Source organism: Sphingomonas adhaesiva, assembly GCF_036946305.1.
GTDB lineage: Bacteria > Pseudomonadota > Alphaproteobacteria > Sphingomonadales > Sphingomonadaceae > Sphingomonas > Sphingomonas adhaesiva_B.
In genome coordinates this window covers 85,505-100,204 of record NZ_JAQIJJ010000006.1, presented here as the reverse complement: position 1 = coordinate 100,204, position 14,700 = coordinate 85,505, and the positions used below count along the sequence as shown (strand labels likewise).

Here is a 14,700-nt window from a genome sequence, read left to right as displayed (position 1 = left end):
CGGCGCGATGGTCACCTGTCGCGCAGCCCGCGGCTGTCATGGAAAACACGGCATCTGCGGGGTCGCGGGAGAGGGCCGATTGGGCTAGGGACTGCCCTGTGTCAATACGCCGTCTCCCGTCGCATCTGGTCAACCGTATCGCTGCCGGTGAAGTGGTGGAAAGACCGGCCAGCGCGTTGAAGGAGCTGGTCGAGAATGCGATCGACTCGGGCGCGACGCGCATCGCGGTCGCACTGGCGGCGGGCGGGGTCGAGCGGATCGAGGTGGCCGACGACGGCTGCGGCATGGCCCCGCCCGAGATCGCGCTGGCGCTGGAGCGGCACGCCACCTCCAAGCTGCCGCACGAGGATATCGACCGGGTCGAGACGCTGGGGTTCCGCGGCGAGGCGCTGCCCTCGATCGCATCGGTCGCGCGGTTGACGATCGAGAGCCGGCCGCGCGGTTCGGAAGGCTGGGCGCGCACGGTCGACAACGGCACGGTCGAACGCGACGGCCCCGCCGCGCTGCCGCCCGGCACGCGCGTGGTGGTGGAGGGGCTGTTCGCGCGCGTGCCGGCGCGGCGCAAGTTCCTGCGCTCCGCCCGCGCGGAATATGCCGCCTGCATGGACGTGGTGCGGCGCCTGGCGATGGCGCGTCCCGACATCGCCTTCTCGGTCGAGCATGACGCGCGCCGCGTGCTGTCGGTGTCCGCCGCCGAGGGGCGCCCGGCGCGCGTCGCGGCGCTGACCGATCGCGCGCTGGCGGAGAATTCGGTCGCGATCGACCTGGAGCGCGACGGGCATGTGCTGGGCGGGGTGGCGGGGCTGCCGACCTTCCATCGCGGGGTCGCGGATCACCAATATCTGTTCGTCAACGGGCGGCCGGTGAAGGACCGGCTGCTGATCGGCGCGATCCGCGGCGCCTATGCCGAGATGATGCCGCGCGATCGCCATGCGGTGGTGGCGCTGTTCCTCGACGTGCCGGCAGGGGAGGTGGACGTGAACGTCCACCCGGCGAAGACCGAGGTGCGGTTCCGCGATCCGGCGCTGGTGCGCGGGATGATCGTGTCGGGGCTGCGACGGGCGCTGGATGCGGCGGGGCACCGCGTGGCGCATTCGGCACCGGCGGACGTGATGGCGCTGTGGCAACCCGAACCTAGCCCCTCCCCTTCAGGGGAGGGGTTGGGGTGGGGCAGTTATAGGCCAGATACGCTGCCTCCGGCGGACGGCCCCACCCCAACCCCTCCCCCGGAGTGGGAGGGGCTTAGACTGAACGATCGCCGCCCCACCTTTTTCGCGCCGCCGCCGCAGGCGCGCGCGGAGCCGGCGTGGTCGCCGCCGCCCGCCACCACCGACTTCCCGCTGGGCGTCGCGCGCGGGCAGGTGGCCAAGACCTATATCGTCGCCGAGGCGGAGGACGGGCTGGTGCTGGTCGACCAGCATGCTGCGCACGAGCGGCTCGTGCTGGAACGGATGCGCGCCGCGCTCACCGGCGGACGGGTCGCGGCACAGGCGCTGTTGCTGCCCGAGGTGGTCGAGCTGGACGAACCCGCCTGCGACCGGCTGGAGGCGCGTGCCGCCGAACTGGCCGACTTCGGGCTGGAGCTGGAGCGGTTCGGCGCCCGCGCGATGCTGGTGCGCGCCACGCCCGCATTGCTGGGGCAGGGCGATCCCAGGGGGCTGGTCACCGATCTGGCCGACGAACTCGCCGCTTTTGACGAGGCATTGAGCCTGCGCGAGCGGCTGGACGCGGTCGCGGGCACTATGGCGTGCCATGGCTCGGTTCGCGCCGGGCGCGTGCTGTCGGTGGCGGAGATGAACGCGCTGCTGCGCGAGATGGAGGCGACGTCGCATTCGGGCCAGTGCAACCACGGCCGCCCCACCTGGGTGAAGCTGGCGCACGGCGATATCGAGAAATTGTTCGGGCGGCGGTGATCGCATGATCCGCTACCGTCCGCGATCGTGGCTGTTCGCCGCCTGCCTGTCGCTGCTGGCCGGCTATATCGATGCGATTGGCTTCCTGCGACTGGGGGGATTGTTCGTCTCGTTCATGAGCGGCAATTCGACACGGCTGGCGGTGGCGCTGGCGGTCGATCGTCCGCTCGCCGTACTGGCGGGGGCGCTGATCGCGGCGTTCGTCGCGGGCGTGATCCTGGGCACCTGTATCGGCCATGCCGCGGGGCGGCATCGTGCACCCGCCGTCCTGCTGACGGTCGCGCTGCTGCTGGTGCTGGCGATGCTGGCCGATGGTGTCGGTGCGGGACGCGTGGTGATGGCGGTTGCGTTGGCCTGTGCGATGGGCGCGGAAAATGCGGTGTTCGAGCGCGACGGGGAGGTCAGCATCGGCGTCACCTATATGACCGGCACGCTGGTGAAGCTGGGCCAGCGGATCGCCGCCGCGCTGCGGGGCGGGGCGCGCCTTGGCTGGCTGCCCTATCTGCTGCTGTGGAGCGGGTTGGTGACCGGTGCGGTGGCCGGGGCGACCGCGTTTCGCCAGATGGGCGCGGCGGCGATCGGTGTCGCGGCGGCGGGAGCGGTGGTGCTGGCGATCGTCACCGCGCTGGCCGGCGGGGTGGATTCGTACACGTCCCCGCCCCCCGGGGATTAATCCGGGGTGACGGCGAAAGGCGGTGTGAGGACATTCGAACGTCGATACGCACCGGCCGGCGAGGGCTTCGTTCAGCCGCGGGAAACCTTTCGCCGCGACGCGCATTCAGCCTCCCGACACGCGAACAACGCAGTGCAGGGCCACATGATGAAACAGTTTTTCCCGTTGGTTCTGGCGCTGGTGCCGCTCGCCGCCGTGGTCGGCGCCTGCGTCGCCGTTCCCTGATCTCTCCGGCACGACTTCAACGGCCCCCCGGGCGTCGCGCCCCCACCCCCCGCAAAGCGGCGCCCAACGGAAAGGCCCGCCCGGATCGCTCCGGGCGGGCCTTTTTGATGTTCCGAAGGGAGGAGCGCTGCTCCCCCTAGAAACGCGCGGGCGTCAGCCCTGCGCGTCCTCCGGCTGGGCCTCGGCGGTCGCGCCGGGCTCGGCATTGGGATCGTAATCCTCGGTGAAGCCGCCTTGGTCGCGGCCTTCCTCGAAGACCTGCTGCATGACATCGACACCCGCCGCCTGCATCTCGGCCTCTTCGGGCGAGCGCGCGACGTTGACCTTGACGGTCACGGCGACCTCGGGGTGCAGCTGCACGCGCACGTCGTACAGGCCGATCGCCTTGATCGGACGGTCCAGCACCACCTGGCTCTTGGTCACCTTGTGACCATCGGCCACCAGCGCCTCGACAAGATCGCGCACCGCGACCGAGCCGTACAGCTGGCCGGTGTTCGACGACTGGCGGATCAGCGTGACCTGCGCGTCCTTGAACGAGCCGGCTTCCTTCTCGGCCTCGCCGCGACGGTTGGCGTTGTCGCTCTCGATACGGGCGCGGTTCGCCTCGAACACCTTGCGGTTCGCCTCGTTGGCGCGCAGCGCCTTCTTGCGCGGCAGCAGGAAGTTGCGGGCGAACCCGTCCTTCACCTTCACCACGTCGCCGATGCCGCCGAGCTTCTCGACGCGCTCAAGCAGAATGACGTCCATCTGCTCTTCTCCTTACTTCACGACGTAGGGCAGCAGGCCCAGATGGCGGGCGCGCTTGATCGCCTGCGCCAGCTCGCGCTGCTTCTTGGCGCTCACCGAGGTGATGCGCGACGGGACGATCTTGCCACGCTCGGACACGAAGCCCTGGAGCAGACGCACGTCCTTATAGTCGATCCGGGGCGCATCCTTGGCGCTGAACGGGCACGACTTGCGGCGGCGGAAAAACGGACGCGCCATTATGCGGCCTCCTCTTCACGGTCACGACGGGGGCCACGGTCACCACGCTCGCCACCACGGCCACCGTCACGGCCGCCCTCGCGGTCGCTGCGGCGCTCGCGGTCGCGCTCCTGCTTGCGCATCATCACCGACGGGCCGGCCTCATGGCCGTCGACGCGGACGGTCATATAGCGGATCACGTCCTCGTTGATGCTGGTCTGACGCTCCAGCTCGGCGACGGTGTCGCCCGGCGCGTCGATTTCGAGCATCACGTAATGCGCCTTGCGGTTCTTGGCGATACGATAGGCCAGCGAACGCAGACCCCAGGTCTCGGTCTTGACGACCTTGCCGCCGTGATCCGCGACGATCTTCGTGGCGGTTTCCGCCAGCGCGTCCACCTGCGCCTGTGCCAGATCCTGGCGCGCAAGGAACACGTGCTCGTACAGAGCCATGCACGTACCTTCTATGTTGGCCGATCGCTGACGGACGCCCCATGCGCCACGCCCCTCCGGCTGTCGTTCAAACGGCAAACGGGCGGGGAGGCATGGCCATCCCGCCCGGTGCGTGCCGTGCCCTTGGCGCAATCGACGGCGAAAAGCAAGCCGCGCTCACCAATTCGCAACGCGGCGCGGGCAAAGGCGAGGCGATGGAGATGCGTCGTCATGGCTGGCCGCTCGCGCTGATCGCTGCCGCGCTGGCGGCGCTCGCGATCGGCTGGATCGGCTATATCGCGTCGGATGACGCGCTCTACTATCGCGGTGCGCTGCGCTGGCTGGTCGATCCGCCGTTCGCGGGCGCCAATCACTGGGCGACGCGCTTTCCGCTGACGCTGACCTTCGCCGGCATGATCGCGCTGCTGGGGAAGGGCTATGCCGCCTTCGCGGCAACGGCGTTGCTCTTCTACCTCGCGTTGGTGGTGGTGACAGGGGTCTTCGCGCGGCGCGTGGCGGGCACGCGGGCGGGCTGGATCGCCGCGATCCTCACCGCGACGCTGCCGGTGATCGTCAGCAATGCCACCACCGTCTCGGTCGACCTGCTGGAGGCGAGTGCGCTGATGCTGGGCATCCTGCTTCTCACGCGGGGCGGTGACGTGATGGCGCTGGCGGGCGGCACCTGCTTCGGCGTCGCGATCCTGTGCCGCGAGACGAGCGTGCTGCCGCTCGCCGGGCTCGCGCCGCTGTTCCTGCTCGGGCGACCGGTGCCGCGGCGCGCGCTGGTGCTGGCGGGCATTGGCTGCGCGCTGGTGCTGGGCGTGGAGGCGGCGTTCCAATATGCGCTGACCGGCGATCCGCTGCGTCGCTATGCCATCGCCTTCCATCATGACGAGCATATCGATCGCGCGGCCAACCGGGAGGGGAATGTCCTGCTGTGGCCGCCGATCGATCCGCTGCTGGTGCTGCTGGTCAACGACGATTTCGGTGTCCTCTTCTGGCTGCTGCCGGCCGCACTGGCGGCGCGTGCGGTCCCGCCGCAGGGGAGGGGGCGAATGACGGTGCTGGGCGCGATGGCGCTCGCCGCCTTCCTGCTGGTCGCAGTGCTGGTGCACAAGCTGGTGCTCAACCCGCGCTATTTCACGCTGCCGGCGCTGGCGGCGGTGATCGTGGTCGCGGCGTGGCTGGCGCGCCGGCGCTGGGGTCCGCTGATGCTGGCAGGGATGGTCGCGGCGAACCTGCTGCTGCTGAGCGCGGCGAACGTCCATCCGCGCTGGACGATGGAGGCGCTGGTCGCCGCCTCGGCCGCTTATCCGCATGAGACGATCGCGGCGGACCGCCACAATGTGCTGATCGCGCGCGAATCGATGCAGTTCGCGGGGCGCAGCAACATTCGCAGCGGCAGGACCGGACTGGTAATCGCGGAGGTCGATGCCGCACCGCGCGGTACGATCGTCGCGCGCTATCCCTCGCCGCCGACGCGGCTGGGTGCGGCGGTTCGCGCGCTGGGGCTGGAGTCGCTGGTGCCCGGCGCGATCGCGCGACGCATGTTCCGCCCGAATGCCGACGTGGTGCTGGTGCGCACGTCCGGTTGACCGCACCCGGCGCGCGCGCCTAGCAGCGCAGCCCTTCGTTGCAAGGAGAGGCTCGATGCGCGCGTTCATCTTTCCCGGTCAGGGCAGCCAGGCGGTCGGCATGGGGCAGGCGCTCGCCGACGCCAGTGCGGTCGCGCGCGAGGTGTTCGGCGAGGTCGACGAGGCGCTGGGCCAGAATTTGCGCCGGCTGATGGCGGAGGGGCCGGCCGACGAGCTGACGCTGACCGAGAATGCGCAGCCCGCGATCATGGCCAATGCGATCGCGACGCTGCGCGTGCTGGTGCGCGAGGGCAATGTGACGCTGGCCGACAAGGCCGATTATGTCGCGGGCCATTCGCTGGGCGAATATAGCGCGCTGTGCGCGGCCGAGGCGCTGGACCTGTCGACCACCGCGCGGTTGCTGAAGCTGCGCGGGCGCGCGATGCAGGCCGCGGTGCCGGTGGGCGAGGGCGCGATGGCCGCGCTGCTGGGCGCCGATGTCGAGAAGGCGCAGGTGATCGCGGGCGCCGCGGTCGATTCGATCCTGGCGGAGGGTGGCGCGGAGCTGGTCTGCACCGTCGCCAACGACAACGATCCGTCGCAGGTGGTGATCTCCGGCCATCGCATTGCGGTGGAGCGCGCGGTCGCGCTGGCAAAGGAGCTGGGCGCCAAGCGCGCGGTGCTGCTGCCGGTGTCGGCCCCATTCCACTGCGCCTTGATGGAGGACGCCGCGACCGCGATGGAGGCCGCACTCGCCGACGCCGACCTGCGCGCGCCGCTGGTGCCGGTGTTCGCGAACGTCGATGCGACGGCGGTGGCCGACCCGGGCACGATCCGCCGCTTGCTGGTGGAGCAGGTGACGGGCCGCGTGCGCTGGCGCGAATCGGTGCTGGCGATGGCGGCGGCGGGGGTGACCGAGTTCGTGGAGTTCGGCGGCAAGGTGCTGTCCCCGATGGTCAAGCGCATCGTGCCGGACGCCGAGGCGGTGAGCGTGGTGACGATGGACGACATTGAAGCGTTGCTGAAGAAGATGTGATGGGGTTCGCGCAGAGACGCGGAGGCGCAGAGAGGTCGCGATGCGGGATATCGATGTGATCTCTGGTGAGGTGGTGGATCTGGCGATCCGCCTGCATCGTGAACTCGGGCCGGGATTGCTGGAAAGTGTCTACGAAACGGTAATGGCGGCGAAACTGGCGCGGCTCGGCCTCAAGGTCGCTACGCAGGTGCCCGTCGCCATCGAGTTCGAAGGAATGAGGTTCGATCACGCTTTCCGCATCGATCTTCTTGTCGACGATCGGCTGATCGTCGAGATCAAATCCGTCGAGCGGCCAACGGCCGCTCATGCGAAGCAACTGTTGACATACTTGCGGTTGACCAAGCGTCCGGTCGGCCTCCTCATCAATTTCGGCGGCGCTACGCTGAAAGAAGGCATACGACGGCTCGTCAACGACCATCACCCCTCTGCGTCTCCGCGTCTCTGCGCGAACAAAATATCGGGAGATTAACATGTTCGACCTCACAGGCATGACCGCCCTCGTCACCGGTGCCTCGGGCGGGATCGGGTCCGCGATCGCGAAGGCGCTGGCCGCGCAGGGCGCGCGGATTGCCGTTTCGGGTTCCAATGTCGACAAGCTGGAGGCGTTTCGCGAGGAAATGGGCGGCGATCACGTCGCGCTGGCGTGCAACCTGTCGGATGCGGCGGCGGTCGACGGGCTGGTGCCGCGTGCGGTGGAGGCGCTCGGCAAGCTCGACATCCTCGTCAACAATGCCGGCGTCACGCGCGACAATCTGGCGATGCGGATGAAGGACGAGGAGTGGGATCAGGTCATCCGCGTCAACCTGGAGGCCGCGTTCCGGCTGATCCGTGCCGCCGCCAAGCCGATGATGAAGGCGCGGTTCGGGCGCGTCATCTCGATCACCTCGGTCGTAGGACAGACCGGCAACCCGGGACAGGCGAACTATGCCGCGTCCAAGGCCGGCCTGGTCGGCATGTCCAAGGCGCTGGCGCAGGAGCTGGCCAGCCGCAACATCACCGTCAATTGCGTCGCGCCGGGCTTCATCCGCTCGGCGATGACCGACGTGCTGCCGGACGCGCAGAAGGCCGCGCTGACGCAGCGGATTCCGGCGGGCGACCTGGGCACCGGAGAGGACATCGCCGCCGCGGTCGCCTATCTCGCCAGCCGCGAGGCGGGCTATGTCACCGGGCAGACGATCCACGTCAACGGCGGCATGGCGATGGTGTAAAGCGGGGACGAGAGGTTAACGCTTGCACTTGTCAGGCAGCCAACCCCGTTCTACCTGCGTTCAGCAATTTGAAATCTACCCCCCAATCGTGAAAGAGGGAAAGTTATGAGCGAGACCGCCGACCGCGTGAAGAAGATCGTCGTCGAGCATCTCGGCGTCGAGGCCGAAAAGGTGACCGAGGACGCCAGCTTCATCGACGATCTGGGTGCGGACAGCCTCGACATCGTCGAGCTGGTGATGGCGTTCGAGGAAGAGTTCGGGGTCGAGATCCCGGACGACGCCGCCGAGAAGATCTCGACCGTGAAGGACGCGATCACCTATATCGACGAGCACAAGGGCTAAGCCGCGGTGCGCGGGGGGCTTGGCCCGCCGCGCGGTCGCGAGCCCGATGCACAGCGGCTCCCCTTCCTCGTCCAGAGGGCGGGGAGCCGTTTCGTTTCTGAAGTCGCCTCATGTTGAGGACCGGCCGTGAGGAGAGACACGGCAGCGGTGAAGAAGGAAAGCCTATGCGTCGCGTCGTCGTCACCGGTCTCGGCCTCGTCACCCCGCTGGGAGCGGAGGTGGAGACCGTCTGGGCCAATCTGATCGCGGGCAAGTCGGGCGCAGGCCCGATCACGCGCTTCGATACCCAGGGGCAGAAATGCACGATCGCGTGCGAGGTGAAGCCCAAGGATCACGAATATGGCTTCGATCCCGACAAGCGCGTCGATCACAAGATCCAGCGGCAGGTCGATCCGTTCATCGTCTATGGCATCGATGCCGCCGGGCAGGCGCTGGAGGATGCAGGCCTGACCGACATGGACGAGGCGACGAAGCTGCGCGCCGGCGTCTCGATCGGCTCCGGGATCGGCGGGCTGCCGGGGATCGAGATCGAATCGGTCAACCTGCACGAGCGCGGCCCGGGGCGGGTCAGCCCGCATTTCGTCCACGGGCGGCTCATCAACCTGATCAGCGGGCAGGTGTCGATCAAATACGGGCTGATGGGGCCGAACCATGCCGTGGTGACGGCGTGCTCGACCGGCGCGCATTCGATCGGCGACGCGGCGCGGATGATCCGCGACGACGATGCCGACATCATGCTGGCGGGCGGGGCGGAGAGCACCGTCAACCCGCTTGGCGTCGCCGGCTTCGCGCAGGCGCGCGCGCTCAACATGAGCATGAACGATCGCCCGACCGAGGCGAGCCGCCCCTATGACAAGGACCGCGACGGCTTCGTGATGGGCGAGGGCGCAGGCGTCGTCGTGCTGGAGGAATATGAGCACGCGAAGGCGCGCGGTGCCAAGATCTATGCCGAGGTCGTCGGCTACGGTCTGTCGGGCGATGCCTTCCACGTCACCGCGCCGCATCCCGAGGGCAAGGGCGCGGAACTGGCGATGCGCATGGCGCTGCGCAAGGCGGGGATGGAGCCGGCCGACATCGACTATATCAATGCGCACGGCACCTCGACGATGGCGGACACGATCGAGCTGGCCGCTGCCAAGCGCGTGTTCGGCGACGATCTGTCGGGCGCGTCGATGTCGAGCACCAAGTCGGCGATCGGGCATTTGCTGGGCGGGGCCGGCGCGGTGGAGAGCATCTTCTGCATCCTCGCGCTGCGCGACCAGATCGTGCCGCCGACGCTGAACCTCCACAATCCGGACGAAGGAACGGAGGGCGTCGACCTGGTGCCCCTGACCGCCAAGAAGCGGCCGGTGCGCGCGGTGCTCAACAACAGCTTCGGCTTCGGCGGCACCAACGCCTCGCTGATCATGAAGGCGATCTAGTCCGTTCCCCGGCGCCGGCCGGGGGTCAGTGTCGGGCCGGCCGTAACGGGACCCCGGCCACCGCCGGGGAACAGGTTTATGCGCAAGCTGGGTTGCATCGCGCTGGTCGCGGGTCTGCTGCTCTTCGCCGCCGGCTTCTGGGTGGCGCAGGGATGGAAGGGGGGCGGCCCCTCGCCGCGCGCCACCAACGTCGCGATCGCGGAGGGCAGCTCGCTCGCCGCGGCGGCGCGGCAGCTGGAGGCGGCGGGGGTGATCGCTTCCGCATCGCGCTTCCGGCTCCAGGCGCGCGTGTTTGGCTCGGGCGATCCGATCAAGGCGGGCGAATATGCGTTTCCCCGGGGCGTCAGCGCCTCCGACGTGCTGGCGATCCTGCAGGGCGGCAGGGCGTTGCAGCGCGTCGTCGTGATCCCAGAGGGGCTGCCCTCCGTGATGGTGCGCGACACGCTGGCGAAGGCGGACGAACTCACCGGCGAGGTCGCGGTGCCGCGCGAAGGCTCGGTCCTGCCGGACGGCTATGCCTATGAGCGCGGCGATACGCGCGCGGCGGTGCTGGCGCGGATGCAGGCGGCGATGACGCGCTATCTCGCGCAGGCGTGGAAGGCGCGCAAGCCGACCACCGTGGTGACCTCGCCCGAGCAGGCGATCATCCTCGCCTCGATCGTGGAGAAGGAAACCGGCAAGCCCGAGGAGCGCCGTACCGTCGCAGCGGTCTATTCCAACCGCCTGCGGCTGGGGATGCCGCTCCAGGCCGATCCGACGGTGATCTATCCGATCACCAAGGGCCGCCCGCTGGGGCGCCGCATCCGCCAATCGGAACTGCGCGCGAAGAACGGCTACAACACCTATGCCAGTGCCGGGCTGCCGGTGGGGCCGATCGCCAACCCGGGGCGGCTGTCGATCGACGCGGTGCTGGACCCGGCTGCGTCAAAGGCGCTGTACTTCGTCGCCGACGGGACCGGCGGACACGTGTTCGCGGCCACGCTCGCCGAGCACAACGCCAATGTGAAGAAATGGTACGCGATCCGCCGCGCGCGCGGCGAGATGTGACCGGCGGGCCACGGAGTTCAGCCCGCCGCTGGAGGCGCGACCGGGAATCGAACCCGGGTGCAAGGATTTGCAGTCCTCTGCGTCACCACTCCGCCATCGCGCCTCGATGCGGTGAGGCGCGGCCAATGTCGGGCTTTGGCGCGTGCGTCAACCCCGCGGCCGGTCGAAATTCCGCCAACCGGCGTTAGGCATTTGCGGTGACCATGACTTGGTCGGATCAAAGCGGGTATTTGTTTCAATTTGGGACAGATCCGAACTTGTACCATGTTTTGCGTATGTTCGGCCCTCCGGGTGCACCGTATTGGGATAGCCAGCGGGCTGCCGGCAACATGTCGGCAACGAACAGGCAACAAGGGGATTAATCATGGCAGCTACGGTTGACGGTCAGGCCACCGGCACTGACGCATACGGCATCGTTCAGGGCGACGGCGGCGCCGTCGACAAGATGTCCGGCACCTCGGGCAACGATCGCCTGGAAGGCCACGCGGCCTTCAACCAGTATTATGGCGGCGCCGGCAACGACACCTTCATCATCTCGTACAAGTTCGCGGTCGAGTCGGGCGCGCATCAGGGTGCGTCGACCGCGTTCGGCGACCAGTATGCCTACATCACCGACTTCGGTGGCGCGTCGACCTGGAGCGCGACCGGCAACGACTTCGTCGCTTTCAGCGGCTTCGGCGCGGGCGCCACGCTGACGCTGTCGCACGAGGGCACCTCGGGCACCTCGGGCGCGAAGCTGTACTATTACACGATCACGACCGCGGCGAACGAAGTGTTCAACGTCCTGATCAACTCGGTCAACGGCAAGGCGCTGGCGACGGGCGACTACGCCTTCTATTGAGCCTTACCGACGCTTCACGGCGTTCGAGGAGGGGAGCGGTCGCGGACCGCTCCCCTTTTTCGTTATGGCCGCGACCGATCGCCGCACCCATGTCGGCCGGCGCGACGCGGGGCGCCCGCGTCTGCGATGTTGGCCACGCCGCCGCTTCGCGATAGATGGACGCGGGCCACGCACAACGTGTGTTGCATCCCTATAACAGCTATGCCACAGGAACGACCATGAACGCGACCGCCACCGCCGTGCGACCCGACGATTACGCCGCCATGCGCCAGGCGATGGTGGCCAGCCAGCTGCGGACCGTCGCGGTGACCGATCCGCGCGTGGTGGCGGCGATGGCGCAGGTCCCGCGCGAGCGGTTCGTGCCCGCCGCGGCGCAGGCGCTGGCCTATCGCGACACCGCGATCGACCTGGGGCAGGGGCGGCGGATGAACACGCCGCTCGCGACCGCGCGACTGCTGGTCGAGGCGCGGCTTCAGCCGGCCGATCGTGTCCTGCTGATCGGTGCGGCGGGCGGCTATACCGCCGCGCTGCTCTCCGGGCTGGTGGCGAAGGTCGTCGCGATCGAATCGCTCCCCGCGCTGGTCGCGCACGCCCGGGCGGCGCTGGCGGGCACCGCCAACGTCACCGTGGTGGAAGCGCCGCTGGAGAAGGGGCACGCCGCCGACTCGCCCTATGACGTGCTGATCGTCGATGGCGCGGTGGAGGAGGTGCCGATGACGCTGGCCAGCCAGCTGGTCGACGGCGGGCGGATCGTGTCCGGGCTGGTGGAGAACGGCGTGTACCGGCTCGCCGCCGGTGCGCGGCGCGGTGCCGCCTTCGCGCTGACACCCTTCGCCGACATCGATTCGGTGCCGCTTCCCGGCTTCGCGCGGCCGCGCCGCTTCACTTTCTGAGGGATCGTTCCGCCTTGCGTTCGCGTCTGCCGTTGATGACCTGCGCCGCCGTCCTCGTGGCGGCTCCCGTTTCGGCGGAGACGCTGCGCGAGGCGCTCGCCAAGGCCTATGATACCAACCCCACGCTGACCGCGCAGCGCGCCGCGCAGCGCGCGAACGACGAGAATGTGCCGATCGCGCGATCGGCGGGGCGCCCGGTGGTGTCCACCTCGACCGGGGTGACCGAAAATCTGGTCCGCAGCGGCAACAGCTTCACCACGCCGGAGCGGCTGCTTCAGGGCAATATCGGCGTGACGGTGCCGATCTATCAGGGCGGGCGCGTCAGCAATGGCGTGCGCGCGGCGGAAATCCGCGTCGACGCGGGGCAGTCGAACCTGCGCGGGGTGGAGGCGACCACCTTCACCGATGTCGTCGCGGCCTATAACAACGTTCTGCGCGACGAGGCGATCGTGGCGCTCAATGCGCAGAACGTCCGCGTGCTGGATACCAATTTGCGCGCCAGCCGCGACCGGTTCGAAGTCGGCGACCTGACTCGCACCGACGTGGCGCAGTCCGAGGCGCGGCTCAGCCTGGCGCGCGCACAGCTGCAATCGGTGCAGGCGACGCTGATCGGCAGTCGCGAGAATTACGTCCGCCTGGTCGGCTCCGCGCCCGGAACGCTGGAGCAGCCGCCCGCCTTGCCGCCGCTGCCCGCCTCGCCCGATGCCGCGGTGGAGGTGGCCTTGCGCGACAATCCGACGCTGCTGGCGGCGCGGCAGAGCCGGCTGGCGACCGATTACGACGTGCGTGCGGCGCGCGCCGGACGGCTGCCGCAGGTCGGCGTCACCGTCGGGCAGAATTACGTCAATTATCTCGGCAGCCTGGGGTCGGGCACCGGGCTGGGCGTAGGACAGACGGGGACGTCGACCGGCGTGGGCCTGTCGCTGAACCTGCCGTTGTTCCAGGGCGGGCTGCCGTCGGCGCGGATCCGGCAGGCGCAGGAGTTGCGCGGGCAGGCGATCGAACAGGCGACCGCGACGGAACGGCAGGTCGTCGCCTCCGCGCGCTCCGCTTACGCCATCTGGCGGTCGTCGCAGGAGGTGATCGCGTCGGCGGAGGCGGCGGTGAACGCCAACAAGCTGAGCCTGGAGGGGGTGCGTGCGGAAAACAGCGTCGGCACGCGCACCATCCTGGATATCCTGAACGCCGAACAGGAATTGCTGAACAGCCAGGTGACGCTGGTGACCGCGCGGCGCGACGCCTATGTCGCGGGCTTCGCGCTGCTGGCGGCGATGGGTCATGCGCAGGCGCAGGATCTGGGGCTGGATGGCGGCGCGCTGTACGATCCGACGATCCATTATCGCGAGGTGCGCGGCCGCATCTCCGATTTCGACAGCGGCAAGATCGCCTCGCCGGTCGCCCCGGGCACCGCCACGACCCGGGCGCAGGACGCCACCGTCACGCGCCCGCTCGATCCGCTGCTCGAAAGCAATGTTGACAGGACGCCCGCGTTGACGACAGGTGCGGACAGGCCGCGTCCGTGACGGGCGCGGTGCCGCTACAGGGACCGCCACGATGGGGGATATGAGCGCCGAACCGTCGATGGAGGACATCCTCGCTTCCATCAAGCGCGTCATCAAGGAAGGCGAGGCGCAGGCGCCCGGACGCCGCACCACGCCGCGCCCGCTGGGTGGCCATGGTGGTGGCGCAGCCGAGGGCTATGGCGGCACCGTCGTCAACCAGACGCCCGACCGCGACCGGCCCGATCGCGACCGTGACGCGGTGCTGGAACTGAACGACGCGCTCCACGTGCCCGCTCCGCCGCCCGCACCCGCGACCCCGACCGAGGCGTTCGCGCCCGCCGCACCGCCGGTCGCGGCACCGTTGGTCGAGGAACCGCACCCCGCACCGGCGGCTGCGGTGGATCAGGCGGCGGTGTCCGCGCGCACCGTGGAGGCGACGCGCGACGCGCTGGGCGCGCTGTCGCGGCTGGTGGTGAAGCCGGAGGCGGATAGCGATGGCACGCTGGAGGGGCTGGTGCGCGAGATGCTGCGCCCGATGCTGAGCGAATGGCTGGACCAGAACCTGCCGCGCCTGGTCGAGCAGATGGTCGCGCGCGAGATCGCGAAGATTACCCGCGGGCAGGGCTGACCG

Annotated in this window: 17 protein-coding genes and 1 tRNA gene; 14 read left to right on the top strand and 4 right to left on the bottom strand. The window is 69.2% G+C overall.

Annotated features, from left to right (window positions below; all coding sequences use genetic code 11):
- Window positions 1–98: 98 nt before the first annotated feature.
- The 3 genes from mutL to PGN14_RS11140 are packed head-to-tail and all read left to right on the top strand — an operon-like array spanning window position 99 to window position 2,811.
- The gene (gene mutL, locus PGN14_RS11150; protein WP_335299584.1) at window positions 99–1,913 is read left to right on the top strand and encodes a DNA mismatch repair endonuclease MutL; all 1,815 of its coding nucleotides are present in this window, start codon (window positions 99–101) and stop codon (window positions 1,911–1,913) included.
- A 4-nt stretch (window positions 1,914–1,917) separates the two neighbouring features.
- The gene (locus PGN14_RS11145; protein ID WP_335299583.1) at window positions 1,918–2,586 is read left to right on the top strand and encodes a YoaK family protein; all 669 of its coding nucleotides are present in this window, start codon (window positions 1,918–1,920) and stop codon (window positions 2,584–2,586) included.
- Window positions 2,587–2,610: 24 nt separating this feature from the next.
- On the top strand, window positions 2,611–2,811 hold the full coding sequence (locus PGN14_RS11140; protein WP_335299582.1) for a hypothetical protein: 201 nt from the start codon (window positions 2,611–2,613) through the stop codon (window positions 2,809–2,811).
- A 153-nt stretch (window positions 2,812–2,964) separates the two neighbouring features.
- Here PGN14_RS11140 and rplI read toward each other — a convergent pair whose 3' ends face one another.
- Genes rplI through rpsF form a run of 3 tightly spaced genes read right to left on the bottom strand, consistent with a single transcriptional unit; the run spans window position 2,965 to window position 4,226 of the window.
- Window positions 2,965–3,558, bottom strand: coding sequence for a 50S ribosomal protein L9 (gene rplI / locus PGN14_RS11135; protein ID WP_335299581.1), 594 nt, complete (start codon window positions 3,556–3,558; stop codon window positions 2,965–2,967).
- Between the two features lie 12 nt (window positions 3,559–3,570).
- Window positions 3,571–3,795: a 30S ribosomal protein S18 gene (gene rpsR, locus PGN14_RS11130; RefSeq protein ID WP_007403456.1), complete on the bottom strand. Its 225-nt coding sequence runs from the start codon at window positions 3,793–3,795 to the stop codon at window positions 3,571–3,573.
- Entirely contained in the window at window positions 3,795–4,226 is a 432-nt protein-coding gene (gene rpsF / locus PGN14_RS11125) for a 30S ribosomal protein S6 (protein WP_335299580.1), read from the bottom strand. The genes rpsR and rpsF overlap by 1 nt, the downstream gene beginning before the upstream one ends.
- Before the next feature lie 194 nt (window positions 4,227–4,420).
- On the opposite strand from rpsF, the gene PGN14_RS11120 reads away from it, so the two are divergent.
- The 7 genes from PGN14_RS11120 (at window position 4,421) to mltG (ending at window position 10,833) form a co-directional block, all read left to right on the top strand.
- The gene (locus tag PGN14_RS11120) at window positions 4,421–5,800 is read left to right on the top strand and encodes a hypothetical protein (RefSeq protein ID WP_335299579.1); all 1,380 of its coding nucleotides are present in this window, start codon (window positions 4,421–4,423) and stop codon (window positions 5,798–5,800) included.
- Between the two features lie 55 nt (window positions 5,801–5,855).
- A complete protein-coding gene (fabD, locus tag PGN14_RS11115) occupies window positions 5,856–6,815 on the top strand; it encodes an ACP S-malonyltransferase (RefSeq protein ID WP_335299578.1) in 960 nt (319 codons plus the stop codon).
- A gap of 40 nt (window positions 6,816–6,855) precedes the next feature.
- The gene (locus PGN14_RS11110) at window positions 6,856–7,284 is read left to right on the top strand and encodes a GxxExxY protein (protein ID WP_335299577.1); all 429 of its coding nucleotides are present in this window, start codon (window positions 6,856–6,858) and stop codon (window positions 7,282–7,284) included.
- 1 nt (window position 7,285) lies between these two features.
- Complete coding sequence (gene fabG, locus PGN14_RS11105; protein ID WP_335299576.1) at window positions 7,286–8,023, top strand: 3-oxoacyl-[acyl-carrier-protein] reductase; 738 nt, start codon at window positions 7,286–7,288, stop codon at window positions 8,021–8,023.
- Window positions 8,024–8,128: 105 nt separating this feature from the next.
- Window positions 8,129–8,365 (top strand): acyl carrier protein, encoded by a 237-nt coding sequence (locus PGN14_RS11100; RefSeq protein WP_066486348.1) that lies wholly within the window; start codon window positions 8,129–8,131, stop codon window positions 8,363–8,365.
- Window positions 8,366–8,529: 164 nt separating this feature from the next.
- Window positions 8,530–9,786, top strand: coding sequence for a beta-ketoacyl-ACP synthase II (gene fabF / locus PGN14_RS11095; protein WP_335299575.1), 1,257 nt, complete (start codon window positions 8,530–8,532; stop codon window positions 9,784–9,786).
- Window positions 9,787–9,864: 78 nt separating this feature from the next.
- On the top strand, window positions 9,865–10,833 hold the full coding sequence (gene mltG / locus PGN14_RS11090) for an endolytic transglycosylase MltG (RefSeq protein WP_335299574.1): 969 nt from the start codon (window positions 9,865–9,867) through the stop codon (window positions 10,831–10,833).
- Window positions 10,834–10,862: 29 nt separating this feature from the next.
- Here the strand turns inward: mltG and PGN14_RS11085 are convergent.
- Window positions 10,863–10,936 (bottom strand) — tRNA-Cys (locus PGN14_RS11085).
- Between the two features lie 261 nt (window positions 10,937–11,197).
- Between PGN14_RS11085 and PGN14_RS11080 the strand changes: the two genes are divergently transcribed.
- From PGN14_RS11080 to PGN14_RS11065, 4 genes are all read left to right on the top strand, one after another.
- Complete coding sequence (locus PGN14_RS11080) at window positions 11,198–11,674, top strand: hypothetical protein (protein ID WP_335299573.1); 477 nt, start codon at window positions 11,198–11,200, stop codon at window positions 11,672–11,674.
- Between the two features lie 218 nt (window positions 11,675–11,892).
- Window positions 11,893–12,567 carry a protein-L-isoaspartate O-methyltransferase family protein gene (locus PGN14_RS11075; protein WP_335299572.1) on the top strand — a complete coding sequence of 225 codons (675 nt, stop codon included), beginning with the start codon at window positions 11,893–11,895 and terminating at the stop codon, window positions 12,565–12,567.
- Between the two features lie 35 nt (window positions 12,568–12,602).
- Window positions 12,603–14,090, top strand: coding sequence for a TolC family outer membrane protein (locus PGN14_RS11070; protein WP_335299571.1), 1,488 nt, complete (start codon window positions 12,603–12,605; stop codon window positions 14,088–14,090).
- A gap of 40 nt (window positions 14,091–14,130) precedes the next feature.
- On the top strand, window positions 14,131–14,697 hold the full coding sequence (locus tag PGN14_RS11065; RefSeq protein ID WP_335299570.1) for a DUF2497 domain-containing protein: 567 nt from the start codon (window positions 14,131–14,133) through the stop codon (window positions 14,695–14,697).
- Window positions 14,698–14,700 lie beyond the last annotated feature (3 nt).